Below are 20,601 nucleotides of genomic sequence, written 5' to 3'. Positions count from 1 at the left end.
TATCATTAAGTACTTTAAGAATCGTTCTTTAGGTAGAGGAATAAGTTATTTCTCTAGATACAGCGATTCCTAATACGATCAGAACTATGTTGTAAATGTAACAAGTGCTTCAGTCTAGCCCTCAGACGCATCTACTTAAAACCCCTTTTGCAAGCTTAAAAAGAACAGCTTGTACAGCACTTCTAAAAACTATTTTGACGAGTTTTAATTACTAAAATGGCAAACATTAATGACCGCGACGCTTATAACCGCGACAACAATCCTAACAGAACTCCAGAAACCCTAAATCAACCCGGTGATTATCACGTTGTAAAGCCCGATCCGGTCAATTATCAGCAGGGCTATGTCGAAGGCAAAGCCCTTGAGCAGCAACGCTATGAGGCGAATCAGGAAATTCGAGATAACGATAACGCTGGACGTGGACTACTGGTTGGTATTTTGGCGACAGGGTTGTTGGCTATAGTCGGCGCAAGCTTCTATTTCCTAACGCAGCGCGATCGCACTCCCGTACCCGCCGTTAATCGGACGATCGTAGTTCCGAGCGCTGCTCCGTCCACCAGTCCCTCCGCGAGTCCGTCTCCCGAAGTGCGCGAACGTATCATTGAGCGCGATCGAGTGGTGCCTGTACCTCAACAATCCGCCCCTACTCGAGTGATTACGATTCCTCAGCCCTCGGCTCCCGCTCAGCCTGCCCCGGCTCAGCCTGCTCCCGCCCAGCCTTCGGCTCCAGCGCAATCTACTCCTCGAGAGACGACCCCAGATCGTTCTACTCAGCCAGAGGCTAACGATTCGGCTCAACCGTCTTCGGATGCGACCAAGCCGAGCGAAGACTCGACAACCAGTTCTCCTCAACCAAGCTCTGGTCAATAAGGTTGGTAATTTTCGTCAGTGTGAACTTCATAAAACTTTCCCTGCTTCTCCTGAAGAGCAGGGTTTTTTCTGTTGAAAGTGCTTTATGAGGAGAGCAAGAATTTAGCTCTTTCTCTGGCGGCAGAGGTCGAGGTGAGAGTGGTTCGGCAAGAGTCACGAAACATCTTCTAGAATCGAGCATCTAGCAGTGTGATGCGATGCGTAACCCTCCAAAAATCGCCAGTCAAATTGTGTCCGCCAGCGTACAGACATGGCTTGATCTTTAATTTAGTCTATAAGTTAGGTTGCTGTAAAAACGCATAAAACACCTCAGTAACCAACGTTACTGAACTGGGGGATGGATGGATCAATTAATCCTAGAAGGGTTAAAGCTTCTAGTTGTAGATGATGATCGCGACTCTAGAGAGTTGTTGCTCGTTGCTCTAGAAGGAGATGGAGCCGAGGTTGTCATTGTAGAAAGCGTCCGAGATGCCATTATTTCTCTTCAACAGCGTATCCCTGATGTTTTGATTAGTGATATTAGAATGCCAGATGAGTCTGGCTATCATCTAATCGCGCAGGTTCAGCAATTAGAAACAGAATTAGGTATTTTGATTCCTGCGATCGCCGTCACTGCCTTTGCTCGTTCCAACGATCGGACAGACTGCTTAGCGGCAGGGTTTCGTCGGCATTTTTCCAAACCCGTGGACTTAGACGAACTTTCCCTTGCGATCGCTCAAGTCGCTGAACGTTTCTTTCAATCCTAGTGCTTTCAATCCTAATGCTTTGAGTCTAGAGAGATACGACTTCGCACGCTGTGGCTCCTTAAACTTTCCAAACAAGTCTGCCCAGTGAGGTAGGGAATTCATAATGTTGAGTACGCTATATTACTGACAACCCCTCCTCCTACGGTGTGTTTTACAGCCTACGGTGCGTTTTACAGGTGAGTAGCCGCCTTTGAAGCGCAGCGTTAGCATTTGGCTACACTTAAGGTAGCTACAGTTGCTTTTCAGAGATGTCATGAGTTCTAAACTTATGCAGAACCAGAGAAGCTAACTCTAGATCGCCTGATTTTTCTATGTTGTCCTGCGCCTGGAGATTTCCACTGATGGTTTTAGATGTCTGTGCTTACACACATCTGACTCTGAAGGTGGCGACTCCCGATCGCCATGTTGCACGAACTTATTACTTTTAACAAACTCCTATCTAATCTCTCTGGTGAAGATTATGCACGTCTATTACCGCACTTAGAAGTTACCCAATTGTCGTTGGGGCAAACTCTATACGAACCTAACCAACCGATTGATTACGCCTACTTCCCAATCAATGCCGTCGTCTCTCTCATTAACATTCTTGAGGGCGGGCAGGGTGTTCATGCCACGGTAATTGGTAATGAGGGCATGATTGGTGTTCCTTTAGTGTTGGGCACAATGCAAATGCCAATGGCTGCCGTGACCCAAATTGCAGGGTCAGCGCTGCGAATAGAGGCAAGTGTTTTTAGGGCTGAGCTTCGCTGTAGCGGTGTGCTTTACCCGTTAATGCTGCGATACATTCAGGTCTTTATCAGTCAGCTTACCCAAAGTTTAGCTTGTATTCGTTTGCATAGCGCTCAAGATCGCTGCTGCTTTCTTCTCGCCCTACTGCAAGACTACGTTGGTTCTCGAGACTTAGTCATTACTCAAGAAGCGCTTTCTCGTGTTGTCGGGGTTCGTCGAGCGGGTGCGAACGAAATTGTGAGTGCATTAGCGCGTGCTGGACTAATTCACCATCAGCGCGGCAAAATTACCATTCTCGATCGTCCGGGTTTAGAAGCGGCTAGCTGTCAGTGTTACCGAGTTTTGCGTGCAGAATACGGTAGGTTAAGCAGTCACTTGTAAAAGGACGAGAGGGACGCTTTGGCAGCAGAGAGCTTTCTAATCGCCGGAACATCAGCAGAAGCTGGCTGATGCTTGATCTAACACTCAGATAGAGTGTTAGATCAATTAAATTATCTTCGCCATTCTCTGAGCGTGGCAGAGCAAATTGCGAATCACGGCTGGACATATATGTACGCCAGGGGACAGACAACAGAACCGTAAGACTTATACGTTAGAGCCTGCGTTGCTTGTGCAATCTGCTGCTTTAGCTAGACTTTGATTTAGGCTTTTGGCATTCATGCCCCAAAATCGTTCTACTCAAAATAAACTCCTGTCTGCTCTATCTGAAGGAGAGTACGAGCGCTTGGTGCCCCATTTTGAGTTCGTTTCTCTGCCCTTCAAACAGGTGTTGTATGAGCCAAATCAGCCGATTGAGTATGTCTATTTTCCTAATAGCGGTGTGATCTCGATGGTGACCATCACCGAAGATGGGGAAACCGTAGAAGCGGCAACCACCGGAAATGAGGGAATGGTTGGGCTAGCCGTGTTGCTGGGGGTCGAGCAGTCGCCGCTACAAGTGATCGCGCAAGTCGCGGGTGATGCCTTGCGGATGCGAAGCGAGGTATTTAAGCGGAAGGTGACACCAGATAGTGTGCTCTACACTCTGCTCTTACGCTATACCCAAGCTTTGATTAGCCAATTGTCTCAAACCGTGGCCTGCAACCGTCTTCACTCGGTAGAGGAGCGGTGCTGCCGTTGGCTGTTGCTGTGCCACGATCGCGTTGGGGCACAGGAGTTTTTTCTGACCCAAGAATTATTGTCCCAAATGTTGGGAGTGCGGCGAGCCAGTGTTAGTGTTGTCGCCGCAATTTTGCAGAAAGCAGGACTGATTCGCTACACGCGCGGCAAGGTAAGAATTTTGGATCGGCAGGGGCTAGAAGCGGCATCATGTGAGTGCTATCGGGTCGTGAAGACCGAGTTCGATCGGTTGTTCTCCGAGAACGACAATAATTTAAATTTTTAAGTAGGACTAGTCGAGCGTCATCTTGAGCGGCAAAACCACGGTGAAGGTAGAGCCTTCTTTGACTTGCGAGGTAAGATGGATTCTGCCTTGGAGTAACTCGACTAACCGCGCTACGATCGCTAAGCCGAGTCCAGTGCTATCGGATGGATGAGGGTGATTGCTAAACTCAGCCCGGACAAACGGTTTGAACAACCGGGACTGATCTGCTAGCGCAATGCCGATACCCGTGTCGCTGACCGAGCAGAGCCAGCGATCGTTTGGCAATCCTTCGCACTTGATCGTTACGCTTCCCGCCTCGGTGTAGCGCACCGCATTACTCACAAGATTGGTGAGGATTTGCTGAAGCCGAGTTGGATCGGTGATTACTTGCGATGGAGCTTGAGTATCAGTCACAACCAAGTCCAATTTTCGGGAGTCTGCCAAGGGCTGCATCACTTCAACGACGGTTTGAATCACCGCGCGAACATCCGTCAGTTCGGGAACAGGCTGAAGTTTTCCGGCTTCGTATCGAGCCAGTTCTAACGCATCATTGATGATGTGCAGCAGTCTCCGCCCACTGCCGAGGACGCGCTCAATGTGTTCTAGTTTCTTGCTTGATGTGAGATTGCCATCCTGCCGAGACAGTCGTAAAAACAAATCCGAGTAGCCAATGATCGACGTAAGCGGCGTTTTTAGTTCGTGGGCTAATACCGAAAGGTTATCTTGATTAGCTTGAGCGAGTCGCTTGAGTTCCTCGACCGTCATCGTGAGTTGATGCTGAACTAGCTCTAGCTCCTGTAATCGCTCCTGCACATAGCTTTTGAAGCATTGAGAAAGAGCCGAATCGACTACTGCATTGATCAGTGAAATGGCTCGCAGTAGATCCTCTGAGTCACTACTCAGCAAATCAGGACGAAGGATATCAAAAATCGTTTTGCGGAGAAGATGATATTCTTGAGCGATCTCGCTGGGGTCAAATCCTTGATTGGCTCGTAAAACACCGTGAGAAATGCTGGCGTTTACGATCGCTTCGGTATCGTCGGCTTGCTGCTGAGATAAGACCGTCGCTAAGGCTTCCAAGACATAATCAATATGGTCTTGGATGGCGCTGCGATCTAGATGTTCTGTGCTGGTAATCTGGCGATCGCGTGAAACTGAAGCAACCCACTGTTCGACGATGGTAGAATTTTTTTCTCTCAGCAGTTGGCTAAAGTCTTGCATTTCTTACAAATAGCGGTTAGGTTGCTTAGACAAATACAGTTGCTTAGACGAATACAATGGAAGGCTCACAAGGTTATCTATTAACCGTATTACAAAAGACTTTAGATTACAAAAAACAGATTACAAAAAAACAAGTTGGGAATGCATAATAAATTCCCCTCTTTCAGATGAAAAAGGGGAGAACAGCAATGTACGTCAACAAAAACAATCTACATTAGCGACTGACCTGCTTGAGAGAGTAGCTCACCTAATTGCTCTACTTTCATGGCAACATCTCCTGTTGCACTCGCTGCCGACTCTGAGGTGTCTTCTCCAAGATCTACCATAATTTCAGCAATGGTAGCCGTGTCTCCGCTTTGCAACGCTTGCTTCAGTTCACCCAAGTCTTCAGCCAAATCAGAGCCTTCAAGCTGCTGCTGCCAGCTTTCAATGATTGTGATCGCGTCTTCTGTTGGAATCGAGGTCAATCCCTGATGCAATGCTGCGATCGTGCTATCAACATCGATTGTCCGAATTGAATCTGCCATACCAAACATTCCTTGTTAAATCGACAATAGAATCACAGTCTTCGTATTAAATTCTGCAATTAGCCCCTCACTCCTGAACTGATTTTTCTCAATGTCGATTTTGAAATCGTCAGCCTTTAGGTGTAGATAAATTTATGCCTTCTCTAGCATTGAGCAATTCCGCAAGTTCACATCTCAAACGTGTTAGCTTGTCTGTAAATTATCCAGCAGAGTTTGCGTTATTAAACCAAACAAGGTTATTGATGCGGAGCGAGATTAGCTGAGTGTAAAAAATATCGCCACCTGATTTCTAAGGATCGTTTCTTCAGAAATCAGGTGGCACAAACAGCGACTTATAACAGCAACTTACTCTGATGTTTCGGGTTTGAACTCTAGCGAAACCCCGTTCATGCAGTAGCGTTGTCCGGTCGGGGCAGGACCATCATTAAATACATGCCCTAGATGCCCACCGCAGCGACGGCAATGCACTTCGGTGCGGGTCATAAAGAACGTCCGATCAGTCGTGGTCTCGATCGCGCTCTCTAGAGGTGCAAAGAAGCTAGGCCAGCCGGTGCCACTATTGAATTTGGTTTCAGAGGTAAAGAGTGGTAAGCCACAGCCTGCACAGACATAGGTTCCTTCGTCGTAGACCTTATCTAGTGGGCTTGTGCCTGCTCGCTCTGTTCCATGCTTCCGCAGAACGTGAAACTGGTCTGGAGAGAGCGTTTCTTGCCATTCTTTATCGGTTTTTTGCACTTCAAACTGGTCTTTGGAGGTTGTCATAACAGAATTGATTAGAGTTACTCTCTCCTTAATTCTAAGACGTGCAATCGTGGATTGCTGCCTGTAATGCGGCGATCGCAGCTTCAGCCACGGCTACATCTTGGTCACCACTGCCCGAACTCACTCCAATCGCCCCAAGAATTTGATTGTGGATGATGATTGGCACGCCGCCTCGAAGATTCACGAGATGACCTGACGTTGCGATCGCGAGTTTGAGTTCTACTTCTGGTCGTAATCCTCCGGTTGGTTGCCGAGTTGAGGCGGCAGTAATCGCCTTCTGGGTCGCTAGGGTGTGGCTAAGGCTCTGTGCTCCATCCATCCGAAATGTCGCCAGCACATTTCCTCCAGCATCAACAATGGAAATGCATTGCGGAACGCCCATTGTTTCTGCGCTCAAAATTGCCGCTTGCAGAAGGGTCATGATGCCTTGGGTAGAAAGCTGGAGCGATTGACGTACAAGCGACTGACCCATGATTGTCTGTCTGGTACTCACTGTCTGACTGGCGCTTGCTGTCGGGTTTACACTCATTGATGTAGTCTCTACGTTCAGTTCGATACCCTTTTCAAGACTAAATCTTGATCAACCGGATCGATTGATCAAAGATGCGGTATAGTAAGTAAGTCTCTTAGACTCTACGGGATGTAGCGCAGCTTGGTAGCGCGCCTGCTTTGGGAGCAGGATGCCGCAGGTTCGAATCCTGTCATCCCGATAGGTTTCAGGAATTAGGTTTAGAGAGCTTCCCTAAATCTTCCCTAAAACCGAAACACAACCGAATACGTGAGCACGCGGATCGACCGGCGTGTCCACCACTTTTTAAGGGGATTTAACCCCATTAGAAAGCTATGGACACTGATGCAAGATAGCGTGGTTTTCTCATGACAGAAATATAAGTAACTCCTAAAAGATTCCTTTAGGAGTTACTTATATTTTTTGATTTGTCTGTACTAGACCGATTGCCCCAAATATCGATCGCACCTTGGCTCACACTCGCAGTAATGTTGCTGTGGGGACTGTAGGTAGAGTGTCGAGATTTATGGCTCTTGCATTCCACCCAATAAAAAACCGCTTCCTGTTGGAAGCGGCTCAAGGTGAGGTTTAGTTTGATGGGCGAGCAGGGATACAATCACGAGAAAAAGCGATTTGTGATGAATTTTCATAAGTATGGGACGCCTTACCCAACAGAGGGGCAGATTAGGCAAGCAGAGCAAACCGAAAAGTCCTAGGTATTGCTTGTGTGATTTAGAGAAATCGTTAATGGAGGGTATCCCCGCGATCGTACTCCTGCTAATCCCCTCTATGCCAGCACTTCTCAAGCTTGGAGCGATATGGACGCGATTGGCGATGTCAAGCTCCGAAGGATCGCGATTAGCAGTTCTTGTGTTGAAAATCGTGTTTGAGTTAGCCTGAAAACTCAAGATTTGTGATCAGAACCGATGCCTCTATCTTGCGAGCTTTATAACAGAGTGAAGAGGCAAACAAATTGCGAAGACAAGTTTTGTTGGTGTAACTCTATTGAATATCGGCGACCGGAGTGCCGCCACTTTCAGGTACTTGTGTTGTGGAATATCGTCAAATGCTGCACTGTTTCTTCTACACTTCATCCGTAGTGAAGAGTGAGCATTCAGTAACATCAATTGCAGAGCGTTAGTTGTAGCTGATGAATCTATAGCAAGTTTTTTTGCACAACCAACAAATTAACTCTATTGACAGGAAGCCTACGATGAACCATCCAAACGTATCCCAGTTTTTAGCCGATGCAAAACAAAATGAAGCCTTGAGGAACAACCTCAGGGCCGCTATGACCCTCCAAAGCTGTATCGAGGTTGCTGAAAGCTACGGCTATCACCTCTCTAGCAAAGAACTTCAAGCTGGACTTGACCAAATGTCTGAACAAGAACTCAGAGAACTGATTAATCCAGGGGTGGCTCCTCGTCGCCATATCCAACCCCGTTGAGCCAAAAATCAGAGTTCACGAGCAGAGTACACATCATCCGTCTGATAGCACGTCTCCCTGCCAGATACCTCTTGTGTATACTGCCGATTGCCAATAGAAAGCCGCCTCCAGTTGAAGGCGGATCAAGGTGTATTTTGGTTTGATGTGCGATCGTGCTGTCTCCTCTCCCCTAGTGCTGACCGTGGCAACATCAAGGCTCATCTCTACACAAATTGCACGCGGTAGTAGCTAAGGTCACGTCAACCCAGAAACTTGATCCTGCTTCATGTAGGAGTTTAACCAGCGTTTTCCTGCTCCTGAAGCTCTGCTAACTCTTCTTCCAATCTCTCTTCCAGCAGATCCACAATCAAGTGAGGGTCAGTTGGGTGTCTCAACACCTCTGATTCAGGATCATGTCGGTCTTTCACATTCGGCAAGTCACGACGCAGTTCTTCCACCAACTCAATCAGTTTGGCAATCTTCTGCTCGGACAGTAGGTTCATCTGTAGACTGAGCTGGGCTCGCTGCTCGGCTAGCTGTTCTTGTCGAGTTTGCTTGATCAACACGCCTGTAGCGATCAGCAAGGCACTGAAGCTGACGATGCCTTGGAGAGCGTAAAACGGAGGCGGGTCAAACTGGCGGACGCCGAAGCGCTTCGGTAAGACGTTGGGGAGTACCCAGAGCGTCGCTACGAGGAGAATGCCGTACAGAAAGGCGGGGCGACTAAAGAAAGCCGTCACCGATTCCACGGCTCGTTGATGGCGAGACAGGTCTCGGTGAGCTTTGGTTTGGAGCGCGACGATCGCATCGATGTTTCGACTAATGGGGTCGGGCAGAGGGGCAGTCGGTAGCGTGGGCGAGCTTGATGAATGTAGGACAGGGGCGTTTAGTCCCGGACGTTCACTTTCTGGTGTACTGCTGGTCTTCATGTGAGCATGGTATCTCTGCTAAGAGTTCTCAATCTTCACAATAGTAGTGAGATCCAAGGGAATCGGATGGTGAAAAAGCCAAAGGGGTCATGAGCCCTGTTCATCGAATACAGCTTTATCCCGCTTGTAACTAACAGAACAACTTCACCCAGCCAAAATCCCGTTGCACCCCTACAGGATAAGCATTCCGGCCCGTCACCCCAGCCGTCACCCACCTCGTCACACCCGTCACAGATTGGACATTCCAAGAGAATCAGAGCTGATCGCCCCCAATACTTACCGAAGCTGGATACGATCGCCAGTGCTGCGCTCTCCAAGATGAAGGATTCTTGGTAGTTAGGGTGAGTTACGAATATAGAGTTCGGTGAGCCACTGTTAATTGAGCACGGCTTCAGCTACAAAGTCCCTCTGTGATCGTTCCTTTTTCAAACATAATTATTCTGATCACGCAGATAATGCTAAGGAGCACGATCGCGCATGACTGATCAAGATTTCATTAACATGATTTTGGAGACTCGATCGAAGGCTTTAGCCCGATCGTCTCAACTTCCGAATACCGAATCCGAACAGACTAAACAAACCGACGATAAAACTCCTGCTTCTCTTCTGACGATTGAGGAATTGCAGCAAGATTCGAGCCAGATGGACGTATCCTAAGCAACGTTTCATCCCCGCCGCCGCACGATTGTCTTTCACCTCACCCGCAGTGATGCTCCCCATTGCGTTTTGCGTCTGCACAACGATTATTTGCCATCAAGCAAATATCCGGAGACAGCAAAGGAACATCTGTACAACGTAAACAGGCAGGTGTAGATGATGTTTGATTTGTGTAGTTGAAGACAAGGGGGATAAAAGACATTGGAGAAACTGTAATAGATGGTGAAGAATTGCATCAAATACCATCCAAAATCCTTCAGATCTCGAAGGGGTACATCCCCCACCCTTTCGAGCGTAAGAAGTGCCTAAAAAATGTCTGTTCATACTCCATCCGCTTGCGGCGGAGCCTTTGATCCAAAGATATTTACGTCAAGTAATGCCCATAAGCTTGAGTGATCGGTCAGGCGATTAATAATTTGATCGCTTGATCGTTTAATTTATTGAGCACTCATCTGATCGATTAATTGGTATAAATAAGTTGTTTAGGCTTCATCAATAATATTTCTGATGTTCTTAGTTTGCTCCCCCAGCAGATACAGCATACGCAGATTACACATCTATCTAATTGCCTTAATCTATCGCTTTGATTGAATAAGGACGCTTTAAGAGTTATGTCAAATCAACTTGCTCCATTGGAACAATTAAATGCCTCTGATCAAGAAAAACACAGTGAGATGAGCAATTGCAATGTCATCTCAATCGAAAAGTTAGATTCATATCAACGCTTGCAACTGAGACACGACAAGATCTATCATCCTGAAATTCTCTTGCTGCGGGTCGCTGAGCGCATGAATCACATCGCGCTACATCTGACTAAGTATCTCGGTGCTCTTTATTCTCTACCTAATTCAGCAGTAGAGAACAGAAAAGCGTTTATTGATTCATTCATTATGGTTGTTTCTGCAAGCAATCTATTAGGTATTCTTCTGAGTGAGAGCTTAGAAAGCGATGAAGTAACTGATACTGCTGAAACCTTTATCAAAGGCTACATCCAGATACTTTCTGAAATAGCTAAAGCTTGTGAAGCAACTGATCATCAAGAGGACTACCCAAGTCGGCGCATTTTGAACAGGAATATCCGAAGCCTTTTTACGCTCTTACTATGTGAGGCAGCTTCACGCAATATTTCTATATTAGATGAGGCTAGTCATCGTTTAGTTTCAGTTGAGAGAAAACATCCCCTCTACAAAATTTTACGAGAAGAAGAATGAGTTTTTGGTCGTCACAGTCGCTAATTTCTCGTCTTCCTGATCTGGTCAACCCTTTTGATCCTAATCGGATCGATTCAGCATCATACGAATTGTCTTTGGGCGATGAAGTTTATATATCATCCTTTCCAAATACACCTCAGAAAGATCGCAAAAAAGTTTTTTTGAAGGAACGAGAAACAATTGCCATTCCTCCTGGGCAGTTTGCGTTTCTAATAACTGCTGAGGAGATTTCTGTTCCTGTAAATGCTATTGCATTTATCTCAATAAAATTCTCCGCGAAAGCGAAAGGAATTATTAATGTCTCTGGCTTCCATGTAGATCCAGGCTACAAGGGACGATTAATTTTTGCTGTTTTCAACGCAGGTCCACTCAACTATCATGTGGAATGCGGGCAGCGACTTTTTTCTATGTGGTTTGCTGATCTAGATGGGGCTGATGAGCGTCCACGTAAAAAGCCTGGATTTGTCTCAATCCCTACTGATTTAATTAACAGTCCAGATTTAGTGGCCTCTCTTCCTTACCTTGCAGAACGTTTAGATGAGATTGATAAAAAAGTAGAAAATTACTCTACTAGGCAGGCTATTATCTGGGCTATTTTAATCCCCATCAGTCTGGCCATTATTGTGTCTTTTTTGAAACCCTTGACAGATCGTTTCGTTAGTCCATTATTTGACTCAAATAATAGTAATCCTACATTAGTTAGGCCAAGCCCATCAAATCAACCGTCAATCCCACAGAGCGAAACTAAGTAAACTCCTTAATGAGAACATTTGCATTTTTTGGCTCATGAGTTTACAGAGTGAAATGATGAATTTAGAATACCGCTATCAGCTTTCGCGAAATATTTCAACATTATCGAATCGTGTTTTATTGGTCTGTATGCTGAATCCATCAACAGCAAATGAGGAAAAAAACGATCCCACAATTTCTCGTGTATGCCGTCTTGCAGAGAATGCAGGATTCGGTCGGGTGCTAGTGTTAAACCTTCTAGCTATCCGTGCTACTAATCCTGCTGATATCTGGCTACATGAAGATCCTTTAGGAGCAGACAATTGGGGAACATGGCATAAAGTTTTAGAAGAGCTAATTCCAGACAGAGATGCCATATCAGTAGCTTGGGGAAAAGCACCAACGCGCCGGGATCAGTTGAGCCGATTTGTTCCGATCTTAGTTGAAGCATCTCATTGCCTCAAAGTTTGGTCATTGCCACTCATGACTTGGGTGCACAACCTTGATGGCTCGCCGCGCCATCCGCTTTATATTAGTGTTCGTACAGAACTGCAACCTTACAACCTCGATAGTTACATTGAAAGACTTTGTAAAGTTTAGGTAACCAACTACATCAGAAACTTGCTGAATTTTCCCCGGCGATCGCTCGAAGCAGCACATCAGATTCTCGATCGCCTTTGGGAATCTTAATGGTGTCCCCTCACCCCTAAATGCTTGTGCCCGACGCTGAAACTATTCTCGATGCTGCTGACTTTGCTCGTGAGGCTGGCTTCGCTAATGCAGGTGATCAACTGACGATCGCGGTGATTTTCTTCGCGCTGCTCTGTCTTGGCGTGTGGTTAGGCGATCGGCAAAAAGAACCTCAAAAATCTGAGCGAACTCCGCCACCTCCAACCCCACTTTCTCAGCCAAGCGATATAGGACGCTCTCGCGGTGATGGTGCTGATAGCAATTAGGTAACCTTAGCAAGGCACTCCTTAGGGACAGAGTTTGAAGGAGCCGGTTTGATGATGCCTATGGATCGTGCCTTGATGGATGGTACCTCTCCATCAAAGCTGCTTTAATTTGTCTCAGTTAACTAATAAGGTGACATTTATGATAACCTTTCCAACGAATCCTCAATACGCCACCTTCATCCAACGGACTTGGGCACGGTTACAGAATTCCCCGTGGAGCATTGCAATCTCACTTGGGCTAGTCTTGCCCATCGCGATCGCACAACCCGCAGCAGCAGGACGATATGTCTTAAATCAGACCCCTGCAACGATTGAAAAATCCTTTGGGCGGTACTGGACGAAATTGACTCGGAAAGTAGAGAAGGACACCTACGTCACCTATACCTATTCTCCAGCCCCATTGCGGAAACTCTTTCCAGCCTATTCCTTCGCCACCTTATCCATGCTCTATGTGAATGGCAAGGTGCAGCGAATCACCATGCAACCCTATCGAACCGCGCAGGAGAAAGCAGCGGACGAAATCAAGATGGAAAGCAAAACCGTTATCGCTCAAGCCCTGGAAGCAAAACTGTTTGAAGTCATCTTTGGGTATCGCCCGCCCATCTACAAGCCCCTGCATCTGAGCTATGGCATCGATTACATCTACACGAACTGCTTGGGAGATGGCGTGGATTCGACTTACAGCATCATCAGGGGAGATCGCTTCAATGGAGGCATCTCGATGACCTACAACTCTGCTTGTGAACCACCCTACGATCGCATTAAATACACTGAGGATCAGGGACCCATAGGCGGATAACTTCGCGTCGATTGGTTCTGCTGCCTAATGTTGGAGATGCGATCGCTCAATATATTTTTCAGTGGCTCGCAGGGAACCCTGAACAGCATAGAGTTGGAGTTGGAAGATCGCGTCTTCTACAAATTAGTGATTGTGTATTTGACAAACCGCTATGAAACAGGCGCGATGACCGATTCGCACACTAAAGCCTAATGGCGCTTCTCAATCGCAACACACCCCACCTCTCCATTCAATCACAATCAGCCCCATAGTGAACCGCCTGCACTTTGCCGACTGAGTTCACATCAGCACACCATTGCCCGTGAGCCAGCCAGACCATGATCGGATGGTAGAAGACTGTAAAGGCTATTGCCAGGGCGCTTACTGTAGCGAGAGAAATCAGAAAAATTGGCAGAATCTTCTTAGGGCGAATCGTAAGGGGCGAGGGTCGTTGGCTCATGAGTGGATGGCAGAAGGGGCGGTTTGATTATGCCCTTAAGCAGGATAAAGGGCGCGATCGCTATTCCGTAGAATTACTCAAGATCAGGCAGTTATGCAGTGTAAATTTAGGATAAATCCTAAAAAATAGGAGTTATCCGGTCTGCAAACTGCATAATTCCCTTATGAGAGGTACTGAGTTCCTGCCGAGAACACTAAATTAGCCTGAACATGACTCAAGACAGCAAGCTAGGAAAATCGCCACTTCAAGGTCTTAGAAAGCGAAGGCTTCTGAGCTTACTTGCAATCAGCGTCAGTATTCTATTTATCGTTATTCGTCAGCAAATTGCATCTGTTTGGGAATTCTCAACTCAAGTTTTTGGTTCTTTTTTAACCAATATTTTTCTCGTTTTTCCTTATGTAGTGTTAATCTTTGGGTTCTTCTTGTATTTTCAGACAGAGCAGGTCAGTTCTAAGCTTGAAGAGAAAGCGTACATGCTTGCTCAGGAAAGGCATAGGGAGGAGCCAAGTAAAGCAAAACCTGTGTGGGACATGGCTCAAATAACGCTTGAAAGTTACTTCAACCGGAATTTGAGTCAAATACGTTGGATATTTTGGTTAAGTGTAATCGTAATGTCCCTCGGATTTGTCCTCATCCTCTATGGTGTGGCACTAGGCTATCAAACCCCTAATGGAAACTGGATTGTAGCTGCTATCGGAGGAGTAGCTGGCGTTATTACAGAGTTTATTGGAGCAACTTTCTTATTTATCTATAAATCGAGTATTCAACAGGCGGACAAGTATGCAGAAATTTTAGAGAGAATGAATTTTGTCGGTATGGCAATGCAAATGTTAGACAGTATTGCAGAACAGGATAAGGATGCAAAATCCTCAGAGCCTAATTCAGCAGAGTCTTTACAACAAGCCAAAATAGAGATGGCTAAAGCCTTGTTGGAGAAGTTGCAGTCTAATTCCCAGCAAACTAAGTAAAGCTAAACGTTCCTGAAGCGGTATAGACAAATGCGGCATAACAATCATGGTGCAGCGGATTGACCGAAGGCACTTGTGGAGCTGCAAAGATGCTGGCAACGGCTGACCAGGAAAGTTATACAGCTTAAGCTGAGATCGCGCCATTGAAAACCCCATAGGGTCAGGGCAGATGCATCTAAAACTTAACTCTGGCTTTCAGGTCTGACGAGCTAATGCCCAAATCAATCGGCAAGCTATCAACTTGAAGATGAAAGAGCCGCTATATTACGAGTCCTGTTGAATAAGTTATTAGACCTTTGTTCGACTCTCAAATCTATTCAGGAATTCTTTTGCCTTGTCATACTCATATGTCGTAAGAAATGCTTCAACGACATCATGCTTCGCATCGAGCTTACGTGCGAAATAGCTAAATGGGTATTTCACATCATCAAACATAATGAGGTTTATCGAAATATAGTGTTCAAGCATCTGCATGAAACCGAAAAAATGGTCAAAGCAATCTCTGACATATTTCTCCTTGCTGTCAAAATTTGTGGGATCAGTACGTAAAGCTTCCCACATTTCTTCTCGTGCTATTCTTTCTAGCTGGTCCTTACCTGTATTGTATTCGCGGTTAGACCAGTCCAACATAAGCATAGCGTCGTTAGCGTAAGAGTCCTCCCACATCTCATTCAACATATCTCTTGCGAGGCTCGCCTTCCTCCATCGGAGCTCTTCTTCACGTTGTTTTCTACTCCTTTTACTCTCTTTTAACTCATCATCCTTTTGTTGTCTGTTTCTTTTAACTTGGTCATAGGCTAGGAAGATCGCGACGAAAACACTAATCACACCGCCAATTTTTGACGCGGCATCAATAACATCTTTGGTGAAAGAATCCATTCCAGGATCTAGTTGATTTGCTTTCCCTACTTCAGTAGAATTGCTCTTTGCTTGAGGAACTTGTGCCGCTCCTTGCCCTCTAACGCCATGAATGCCTAATGAAAGAGCTAAGAACAAACTCATCAACAACAGGTAAATTACTCTTTTCATAGTTTCAATTACCCGACAAAAGGTCTAATTATTATTTATCCTGTTTGAACTTCTCCCAATCAGAATAAATATTTATCATAAGGGAATTAAGCCGGTTACAAACCCAGGGCGAACAAATCCCGCGAAGACTAGGAGGGAGAAAGGAGGGGGGGATAGATGGCTGCCCTTTCTTAAAAGCTGCTTTCAGAGCGACAGAACTTGATCTGGATGTTGATTCGGTAAAACCATCAAGCGCACAGAAAACGATCGCTACGCTTGAAGTAAAAAGAATAAAGCCCCTTGAAATCTCAAGATGATCAACGTTAAAAACCTCATCAAAATTATCGTCGTAGGCACGATTGCTATCAGTGGCGTTCAAATGCTACTCCTTGAAATCTCAGAGCCTCAGCAATCAGCCGAAAGCAAACAGAAAATGGAAGAGATTGATCAATTGCTGGAAAGGGGCGATCGCTTAATCGAGGAGGTCAATCGACAAGTTGAAGAGGCTGAGAAAAAATAATGCGATCGCACTTTATGATGAGCGCAAGCATGACGATCTCTTATCATGAATTGTCGTTACCAATCTTGGTAATCACGACTCAAGGGAAAACCTTACAGCACAAGTATTTCTCCGTCTTCAACATGGAATAATGACTCGACTAACTTCAACCCAGGTAAACGCCTTCTCTGCAAAGGTCTTAGCCTTGTTTGGGGCGACAAAGTGTAACCCAGATCATCCCGCGATCGCAGATAATTTGTAGAGTTTAGGAGCCTTAAATTTATGGCTATGGGTACAGTTAGTGAAGTTTTACGAAACGCGATCGAGCGCTACATGAAGCAGAAAGAAGAAGAGGCAAAAAGCGCAAAAGCTTCAGAACCTGCGAAATCTAGTAGAAAACGAAAAAAGAAGAGTGCAATTTAACTTCATTTATTTCTGCGCGATTGACAAGACCAGAAAACAAACACCAAAAGCCTAGCTCCATGCTTGAAATAGGGAGGGGGGGATGCTCTCGCTAAAATGGCTACATGACCAATAGTTCCAAGCGCCCATCGCCCGAAAAGGTTGAAAAACTCGCCTCAAAAGCAGCCCTTTTGAAGCAAAAGCTCGATCGCTTGGATCGGCTCGAAGGTGATTTGCTCTCCCTGATGGAAAGCTGTATCCGCAGTGCAAAGAAGTTAGTCAAACCGTCCTTCGATGGAGACGCCCACGCAGAAGCAGCAAAACTGAATGCATCAGTCAGAGTTTGCGACATTGCCTGGAAGATGCTTCACAACGAATTGGCAGCAGAAAACGCGCTGCGAGATATGAGCACTGATAAAGAGTAGGCACGCTCTTTTTATGCCTGACCGCAAGAACTGAGAGTAATGCCAAGACTTCTATCACGATGAGCGGTCTCTCTCTAATCAAACGCTCGGAAGCAAGCCGTCTTCACCATTTTGTCCGTAGCGGAACCGCGATTTGGTGTAAAACGATTTCTCGGATCTTTCAGGTTTTGAGAAACTCCGTTTACTTGTCCTACAGTCATCAAAGATGTGGAACAGCTAGCGATCGCTAGCACAGTGTCTTCTCCAATCCTGTAGTGAAAGCCAACTTGATTGGTATTTCGATCTGGCGTAAGTGTATTTGTTCTAAGGTAAATGTCTTCACCTTTTTTGGATTTTCCTATGTACAGCCATTGACGCTGAATTGTTGAGATTGTCTCCTGCATTTCCTGAAGTGTGTCAGCAAGGTCTGCTCTGGCGGGGATAGCAGAAACGGCAATCAGGACAGCAGCAAAAAGCGATCGCTTAATCATTGAAGTTCTCTGGGGACGTACCTTTTCTACTTCGAGCGTTGCGATCGCGTCCCTGCTCATCCAAATAAAGTTCACCCAATCAACATCTACAGTTAAGACTCAGGCATCGTTGGCTCTACACATTCACTAATTGCCTCAATCTCTATCCCTGTTTATTTCTCATTATCAATGATGAAATTCCGCGCGTTGCATCCTGTGCATCCTGCGCAAACTCGCTCGATCGCTCTCCTTGTTTGCTTTTCCTCAATCTTGAGGAAAAGCCCTGTTAGTGGTGAAAACCTGAAAAAACCTGAAATTGAATTACGGGAATTGTCGTAATTACGATCGCTGTAACTCAGGTAACCCTTTACAAATAGGAGATTTCAGCCTATCTATTTTTTGGCTGTAACCCAGGTTCTGAGAGTTTCAGTTGCCCGATCTTGTCTTGAGAAGTGATGGCGCATAACTAATATGAGATAGATCCTTGCGGGTACTCAGAGATGACAAAACAGCGCCCTCGATTATTACAAAGAGACTAAAGCCCTAGCGATGCTAATTGCGATCGCGGTCCGCAATGAGATGGAGGACTTTCATTGCGAACATCTGACCGATTCACAGATGCAGGAACTCAACCCAATCATTAGAAACGCGATCGTCACCGCACTATACGCCACCAGAAACTACAGCGAAAACGAAACCTCTGCTGCTGCGGCTAGCTTCCAGCTATAGCAAGCCAGTCAAAACGGGATAATTCGTTTTGAATTTCAAGTTTTAGCTTCAAAGTCCCCTGCGCTTCAATCTTTCTCGCTATGGTCTATATGAATTTCAATTAGTTGTAGCAATTTTCGATAATTCAAACCAAAAAATTTCTTTGAAATATCAAATATTTTGATACTGTTGTGCAGGAAGTAAAATGTTTGTCCCTTCCAACAACTCAAAAGAGATTTAGAAATGACAGAATCGACGAAATGCACGGATGCTAGAGCAACAGAAGCTGGGCTCAAGAACGACTATGATTCAGCCAAGGCGCTTTACGATGCAAAGGTTGTTGCTTTCCAACAGTGCACAACCGCTCGCATAGCTGCTGCTGCCGCTTCTACGGCAGCAGCAGCAGCTGTGGTTTATAACAAGACGCAAATTGAGGCTACTGCCGCGGCTGTTGTTACCACAGCCGCTACCCTTGCGACCGCCACTGCTACTCACACAGCAGCCATTGCCACCGCTGCTACTACTGCTACTACCCTTGCGACCGCCACTGAGATTGAAATAGCAGCCACTGCCACCGCTGCTACTACTGCTGCTACCCTTGCGACCGCCACTGAGATTGAAATAGCAGCGGTTATTGCCGCCGCTGCTGAGATAGGTCTCGATGTGGCCGCAGATGTTGCCGCTGCTGTTGCTACTACTGCCCTTGCGCCCGTTACTGCTGCGAATGTTGCTGCCGACGCCGCCCTTGCGACCGCTACTACTGCCCTTGCGACCGCTACTACTGCGAATGTTGCTGCCGACGCCGCCCTTGCGACCGCTACTGCTGCCCTTGCGACCGCTACTGCTGACGCTGCTACTGCTACTGCTGCTGCCGCTGCTGCTGTTGCCGCTGGTCCTGCTACTGCTACTGCTGCTGTCGCCGCTGCTGGTGCTTTCACTTTGGCAGAAACCGCACTAAGCGATGCTCAAACTGCTATGGATACGGCAAAAAGTGACATGAACGCTATTAACGAGAGGTATCAACTGTCCACTGCTCAAAGGCAGACTGCCTGCGATGCTTCTTCATGACAATCATGCAGAGTTAGTCTGCAGGTACATAGGGAATTAACGCCGGAACCCATTTTGCCAAATTAAAATCTCCTGCGTCGAAGTTTCTCACGCCACTGCTGCAATTCCGCGATCGTCCGTTCTATTGCCAGCTTTTAGCCGCGCCAATTTGATTGTTTGAGTTTTTTGACCCAGAACAAAGAGAATAAAAAACTGCTGACAATGGCGGCAAATCCTAAGAGTGCCAGCAAAAGTTTGTACCATAGAGTCTGTATCTCAGTTGTTATAAGTCGTGAACAATTGGCGCGATCGTATTTCCAACGAGCAATGTCACCGTCGAGCCAGTGGGCGAAACCACATCAATGCGATTCGCAGTTTCCAGCGGCAACTCCGGCAACGTGAAGCTATTGCGCTTTATCGTGAACTACTAGGAACTGGGTGTGGATTCTTGGACAACTGGGGAGTTCAATCGGAAGTAGCTCGGCGGATGGGCTTGGCACGATCAACGGTTCATTCGTATCTCAAGGCGAGCTTCTTCCTATAGTGACGCTTTGCTTGAAAAGCCGTGTAAATTTCGTGATACTGATTCATATTTGCACAGGATGCGATCGCGATCTGCTGATCAGTAGCTCATTCATAAGCTTGACTGATAGAGGTAAAGAGAGTCAGCTTGCTATTTTCTGATTCGACCTTACTCAGCATTTAGTCCAAATAGTTCTTTTTTAGTCCAGTTAAATTAGCTAGCTCTGTAAAGTGTCATCTCATAAGCGTTTTAGAATTTTGGTTAACTGCTCATACAGCAGAAGTTCTTGACAAAACAACGAAATATCAGGGGTTTCAGCGATTTTGCTCAGATTGGACTAGTTCAGAGATGCAGTTAAGCAAGATACTGGTGAACTTATCAATCAAGGGGTTAAGTCAGAGTTGCTACGAGTTGGCTTTACAGAATGAGCGGGTCTTTTTATTAGTTCTAATGCACTAGGAGTTTATGACTTCATGAGCACTCGGCGATCGCATTGTGAATAACCCTTGTGAGTTCCTAACTAACAGAAAGACATCTATCCGTACCTTCCATACTTTGTGAATTGCGAAAAGTGTAGTCCGAATAGTTCATACCTGACCTTGACTTCGCTGTATTTGCGATCGCTCGGTTTCCAGTCCAGGTACACTAGGGCGAACGCATACGTTTCTTCATAATTGCAGCTGAAGAGTTGAACTGATAC

The 20,601-nt window shown here is 46.1% G+C and carries 27 protein-coding genes and 1 tRNA gene; 19 read left to right on the top strand and 9 right to left on the bottom strand.

Translation table 11 applies throughout. The features are described 5' to 3' along the window. Positions 1-216 precede the first annotated feature (216 nt). The 4 genes from AC5JLB_RS16610 (at position 217) to AC5JLB_RS16595 (ending at position 3,729) form a co-directional block, all read left to right on the top strand. Positions 217-870, top strand: coding sequence for a hypothetical protein (locus AC5JLB_RS16610; RefSeq protein ID WP_495874937.1), 654 nt, complete (start codon positions 217-219; stop codon positions 868-870). Between the two features lie 341 nt (positions 871-1,211). Continuing rightward, positions 1,212-1,616 (top strand): response regulator, encoded by a 405-nt coding sequence (locus AC5JLB_RS16605; protein ID WP_495874936.1) that lies wholly within the window; start codon positions 1,212-1,214, stop codon positions 1,614-1,616. A 402-nt stretch (positions 1,617-2,018) separates the two neighbouring features. Then, positions 2,019-2,726 carry a Crp/Fnr family transcriptional regulator gene (locus AC5JLB_RS16600; RefSeq protein WP_495874935.1) on the top strand — a complete coding sequence of 236 codons (708 nt, stop codon included), beginning with the start codon at positions 2,019-2,021 and terminating at the stop codon, positions 2,724-2,726. 277 nt (positions 2,727-3,003) lie between these two features. Next, positions 3,004-3,729 (top strand): Crp/Fnr family transcriptional regulator, encoded by a 726-nt coding sequence (locus AC5JLB_RS16595; protein WP_495874934.1) that lies wholly within the window; start codon positions 3,004-3,006, stop codon positions 3,727-3,729. Between the two features lie 6 nt (positions 3,730-3,735). Here the strand turns inward: AC5JLB_RS16595 and AC5JLB_RS16590 are convergent, their stop codons facing one another. The 4 genes from AC5JLB_RS16590 to AC5JLB_RS16575 form a co-directional block, all read right to left on the bottom strand. Continuing rightward, positions 3,736-4,929 carry a sensor histidine kinase gene (locus tag AC5JLB_RS16590; RefSeq protein ID WP_495874933.1) on the bottom strand — a complete coding sequence of 398 codons (1,194 nt, stop codon included), beginning with the start codon at positions 4,927-4,929 and terminating at the stop codon, positions 3,736-3,738. Positions 4,930-5,138: 209 nt separating this feature from the next. Next, positions 5,139-5,456, bottom strand: a complete 318-nt coding sequence (locus AC5JLB_RS16585) for a hypothetical protein (RefSeq protein ID WP_495874932.1) — start codon at positions 5,454-5,456, stop codon at positions 5,139-5,141. 345 nt (positions 5,457-5,801) lie between these two features. After that, entirely contained in the window at positions 5,802-6,218 is a 417-nt protein-coding gene (msrB, locus tag AC5JLB_RS16580; RefSeq protein WP_495874931.1) for a peptide-methionine (R)-S-oxide reductase MsrB, read from the bottom strand. Positions 6,219-6,252: 34 nt separating this feature from the next. Beyond that, positions 6,253-6,690, bottom strand: coding sequence for a GlcG/HbpS family heme-binding protein (locus tag AC5JLB_RS16575; protein WP_495874930.1), 438 nt, complete (start codon positions 6,688-6,690; stop codon positions 6,253-6,255). Between the two features lie 164 nt (positions 6,691-6,854). Here AC5JLB_RS16575 and AC5JLB_RS16570 point away from each other — a divergent pair. Further along, a tRNA-Pro gene (locus AC5JLB_RS16570) sits at positions 6,855-6,928 on the top strand. 1,011 nt (positions 6,929-7,939) lie between these two features. Next, complete coding sequence (locus AC5JLB_RS16565) at positions 7,940-8,173, top strand: Nif11-like leader peptide family natural product precursor (RefSeq protein WP_495874929.1); 234 nt, start codon at positions 7,940-7,942, stop codon at positions 8,171-8,173. A gap of 275 nt (positions 8,174-8,448) precedes the next feature. Here AC5JLB_RS16565 and AC5JLB_RS16560 read toward each other — a convergent pair whose 3' ends face one another. Beyond that, complete coding sequence (locus AC5JLB_RS16560; protein ID WP_495874928.1) at positions 8,449-9,081, bottom strand: DUF1003 domain-containing protein; 633 nt, start codon at positions 9,079-9,081, stop codon at positions 8,449-8,451. A gap of 477 nt (positions 9,082-9,558) precedes the next feature. On the opposite strand from AC5JLB_RS16560, the gene AC5JLB_RS16555 reads away from it, so the two are divergent. From AC5JLB_RS16555 to AC5JLB_RS16525, 7 genes are all read left to right on the top strand, one after another. After that, the gene (locus AC5JLB_RS16555; RefSeq protein ID WP_495874927.1) at positions 9,559-9,738 is read left to right on the top strand and encodes a hypothetical protein; all 180 of its coding nucleotides are present in this window, start codon (positions 9,559-9,561) and stop codon (positions 9,736-9,738) included. A 611-nt stretch (positions 9,739-10,349) separates the two neighbouring features. Beyond that, a complete protein-coding gene (locus AC5JLB_RS16550; RefSeq protein ID WP_495874926.1) occupies positions 10,350-10,949 on the top strand; it encodes a hypothetical protein in 600 nt (199 codons plus the stop codon). Then, the gene (locus AC5JLB_RS16545; protein WP_495874925.1) at positions 10,946-11,701 is read left to right on the top strand and encodes a dCTP deaminase domain-containing protein; all 756 of its coding nucleotides are present in this window, start codon (positions 10,946-10,948) and stop codon (positions 11,699-11,701) included. Before AC5JLB_RS16550 ends, AC5JLB_RS16545 begins: the two co-directional genes overlap by 4 nt. Before the next feature lie 52 nt (positions 11,702-11,753). Next, entirely contained in the window at positions 11,754-12,278 is a 525-nt protein-coding gene (locus tag AC5JLB_RS16540; protein ID WP_495874924.1) for a DUF1643 domain-containing protein, read from the top strand. 116 nt (positions 12,279-12,394) lie between these two features. After that, positions 12,395-12,634, top strand: coding sequence for a hypothetical protein (locus AC5JLB_RS16535; protein WP_495874923.1), 240 nt, complete (start codon positions 12,395-12,397; stop codon positions 12,632-12,634). A 139-nt stretch (positions 12,635-12,773) separates the two neighbouring features. Beyond that, positions 12,774-13,433, top strand: coding sequence for a hypothetical protein (locus AC5JLB_RS16530; protein ID WP_495874922.1), 660 nt, complete (start codon positions 12,774-12,776; stop codon positions 13,431-13,433). A 27-nt stretch (positions 13,434-13,460) separates the two neighbouring features. After that, the gene (locus AC5JLB_RS16525) at positions 13,461-13,625 is read left to right on the top strand and encodes a hypothetical protein (RefSeq protein ID WP_495874921.1); all 165 of its coding nucleotides are present in this window, start codon (positions 13,461-13,463) and stop codon (positions 13,623-13,625) included. Positions 13,626-13,662: 37 nt separating this feature from the next. Here the strand turns inward: AC5JLB_RS16525 and AC5JLB_RS16520 are convergent, their stop codons facing one another. Beyond that, positions 13,663-13,872 (bottom strand): hypothetical protein, encoded by a 210-nt coding sequence (locus tag AC5JLB_RS16520; RefSeq protein WP_495874920.1) that lies wholly within the window; start codon positions 13,870-13,872, stop codon positions 13,663-13,665. Between the two features lie 209 nt (positions 13,873-14,081). Here AC5JLB_RS16520 and AC5JLB_RS16515 point away from each other — a divergent pair, with 209 nt between their 5' ends. Further along, positions 14,082-14,840, top strand: a complete 759-nt coding sequence (locus tag AC5JLB_RS16515) for a TRADD-N-associated membrane domain-containing protein (RefSeq protein WP_495874919.1) — start codon at positions 14,082-14,084, stop codon at positions 14,838-14,840. Positions 14,841-15,128: 288 nt separating this feature from the next. On the opposite strand, the gene AC5JLB_RS16510 is transcribed toward AC5JLB_RS16515, so the two are convergent. Beyond that, positions 15,129-15,869, bottom strand: coding sequence for a hypothetical protein (locus AC5JLB_RS16510; RefSeq protein WP_495874918.1), 741 nt, complete (start codon positions 15,867-15,869; stop codon positions 15,129-15,131). Positions 15,870-16,161: 292 nt separating this feature from the next. On the opposite strand from AC5JLB_RS16510, the gene AC5JLB_RS16505 reads away from it, so the two are divergent. Together AC5JLB_RS16505 and AC5JLB_RS16500 are read left to right on the top strand one after the other, a co-directional pair. Further along, entirely contained in the window at positions 16,162-16,368 is a 207-nt protein-coding gene (locus AC5JLB_RS16505) for a hypothetical protein (protein ID WP_495874917.1), read from the top strand. Positions 16,369-16,874: 506 nt separating this feature from the next. Next, a complete protein-coding gene (locus tag AC5JLB_RS16500) occupies positions 16,875-17,174 on the top strand; it encodes a hypothetical protein (protein ID WP_495874916.1) in 300 nt (99 codons plus the stop codon). A 74-nt stretch (positions 17,175-17,248) separates the two neighbouring features. Here AC5JLB_RS16500 and AC5JLB_RS16495 read toward each other — a convergent pair whose 3' ends face one another. Beyond that, positions 17,249-17,719 carry a hypothetical protein gene (locus tag AC5JLB_RS16495; RefSeq protein WP_495874915.1) on the bottom strand — a complete coding sequence of 157 codons (471 nt, stop codon included), beginning with the start codon at positions 17,717-17,719 and terminating at the stop codon, positions 17,249-17,251. Positions 17,720-18,172: 453 nt separating this feature from the next. On the opposite strand from AC5JLB_RS16495, the gene AC5JLB_RS16490 reads away from it, so the two are divergent. Beyond that, positions 18,173-18,352 carry a hypothetical protein gene (locus AC5JLB_RS16490; RefSeq protein ID WP_495874914.1) on the top strand — a complete coding sequence of 60 codons (180 nt, stop codon included), beginning with the start codon at positions 18,173-18,175 and terminating at the stop codon, positions 18,350-18,352. Between the two features lie 222 nt (positions 18,353-18,574). Further along, positions 18,575-19,399 carry a hypothetical protein gene (locus tag AC5JLB_RS16485; protein ID WP_495874913.1) on the top strand — a complete coding sequence of 275 codons (825 nt, stop codon included), beginning with the start codon at positions 18,575-18,577 and terminating at the stop codon, positions 19,397-19,399. A gap of 87 nt (positions 19,400-19,486) precedes the next feature. Here the strand turns inward: AC5JLB_RS16485 and AC5JLB_RS16480 are convergent, their stop codons facing one another. Then, positions 19,487-19,642, bottom strand: coding sequence for a hypothetical protein (locus AC5JLB_RS16480; protein WP_495874912.1), 156 nt, complete (start codon positions 19,640-19,642; stop codon positions 19,487-19,489). A gap of 28 nt (positions 19,643-19,670) precedes the next feature. Here AC5JLB_RS16480 and AC5JLB_RS16475 point away from each other — a divergent pair, with 28 nt between their 5' ends. Beyond that, positions 19,671-19,922 (top strand): hypothetical protein, encoded by a 252-nt coding sequence (locus AC5JLB_RS16475; RefSeq protein ID WP_495874911.1) that lies wholly within the window; start codon positions 19,671-19,673, stop codon positions 19,920-19,922. Positions 19,923-20,601 lie beyond the last annotated feature (679 nt).

Source organism: Myxacorys chilensis (genome assembly GCF_059505265.1).
The sequence above is the reverse complement of the archived record's forward strand: the minus strand, read 5'-3'. Positions and strand labels throughout refer to the sequence as shown.

Coding starts and splice junctions, on each gene's coding strand:
- AC5JLB_RS16610 (WP_495874937.1), top strand. CDS start 217: ATGGCAAACATTAATGACCGCGACGCTTATAACCGCGACAACAATCCT.
- AC5JLB_RS16605 (WP_495874936.1), top strand. CDS start 1,212: ATGGATCAATTAATCCTAGAAGGGTTAAAGCTTCTAGTTGTAGATGAT.
- AC5JLB_RS16600 (WP_495874935.1), top strand. CDS start 2,019: ATGTTGCACGAACTTATTACTTTTAACAAACTCCTATCTAATCTCTCT.
- AC5JLB_RS16595 (WP_495874934.1), top strand. CDS start 3,004: ATGCCCCAAAATCGTTCTACTCAAAATAAACTCCTGTCTGCTCTATCT.
- AC5JLB_RS16590 (WP_495874933.1), bottom strand. CDS start 4,929: ATGCAAGACTTTAGCCAACTGCTGAGAGAAAAAAATTCTACCATCGTC.
- AC5JLB_RS16585 (WP_495874932.1), bottom strand. CDS start 5,456: ATGGCAGATTCAATTCGGACAATCGATGTTGATAGCACGATCGCAGCA.
- msrB (WP_495874931.1), bottom strand. CDS start 6,218: ATGACAACCTCCAAAGACCAGTTTGAAGTGCAAAAAACCGATAAAGAA.
- AC5JLB_RS16575 (WP_495874930.1), bottom strand. CDS start 6,690: ATGGGTCAGTCGCTTGTACGTCAATCGCTCCAGCTTTCTACCCAAGGC.
- AC5JLB_RS16565 (WP_495874929.1), top strand. CDS start 7,940: ATGAACCATCCAAACGTATCCCAGTTTTTAGCCGATGCAAAACAAAAT.
- AC5JLB_RS16560 (WP_495874928.1), bottom strand. CDS start 9,081: ATGAAGACCAGCAGTACACCAGAAAGTGAACGTCCGGGACTAAACGCC.
- AC5JLB_RS16555 (WP_495874927.1), top strand. CDS start 9,559: ATGACTGATCAAGATTTCATTAACATGATTTTGGAGACTCGATCGAAG.
- AC5JLB_RS16550 (WP_495874926.1), top strand. CDS start 10,350: ATGTCAAATCAACTTGCTCCATTGGAACAATTAAATGCCTCTGATCAA.
- AC5JLB_RS16545 (WP_495874925.1), top strand. CDS start 10,946: ATGAGTTTTTGGTCGTCACAGTCGCTAATTTCTCGTCTTCCTGATCTG.
- AC5JLB_RS16540 (WP_495874924.1), top strand. CDS start 11,754: ATGATGAATTTAGAATACCGCTATCAGCTTTCGCGAAATATTTCAACA.
- AC5JLB_RS16530 (WP_495874922.1), top strand. CDS start 12,774: ATGATAACCTTTCCAACGAATCCTCAATACGCCACCTTCATCCAACGG.
- AC5JLB_RS16525 (WP_495874921.1), top strand. CDS start 13,461: ATGTTGGAGATGCGATCGCTCAATATATTTTTCAGTGGCTCGCAGGGA.
- AC5JLB_RS16520 (WP_495874920.1), bottom strand. CDS start 13,872: ATGAGCCAACGACCCTCGCCCCTTACGATTCGCCCTAAGAAGATTCTG.
- AC5JLB_RS16515 (WP_495874919.1), top strand. CDS start 14,082: ATGACTCAAGACAGCAAGCTAGGAAAATCGCCACTTCAAGGTCTTAGA.
- AC5JLB_RS16510 (WP_495874918.1), bottom strand. CDS start 15,869: ATGAAAAGAGTAATTTACCTGTTGTTGATGAGTTTGTTCTTAGCTCTT.
- AC5JLB_RS16505 (WP_495874917.1), top strand. CDS start 16,162: ATGATCAACGTTAAAAACCTCATCAAAATTATCGTCGTAGGCACGATT.
- AC5JLB_RS16500 (WP_495874916.1), top strand. CDS start 16,875: ATGACCAATAGTTCCAAGCGCCCATCGCCCGAAAAGGTTGAAAAACTC.
- AC5JLB_RS16490 (WP_495874914.1), top strand. CDS start 18,173: ATGCTAATTGCGATCGCGGTCCGCAATGAGATGGAGGACTTTCATTGC.
- AC5JLB_RS16485 (WP_495874913.1), top strand. CDS start 18,575: ATGACAGAATCGACGAAATGCACGGATGCTAGAGCAACAGAAGCTGGG.
- AC5JLB_RS16480 (WP_495874912.1), bottom strand. CDS start 19,642: ATGGTACAAACTTTTGCTGGCACTCTTAGGATTTGCCGCCATTGTCAG.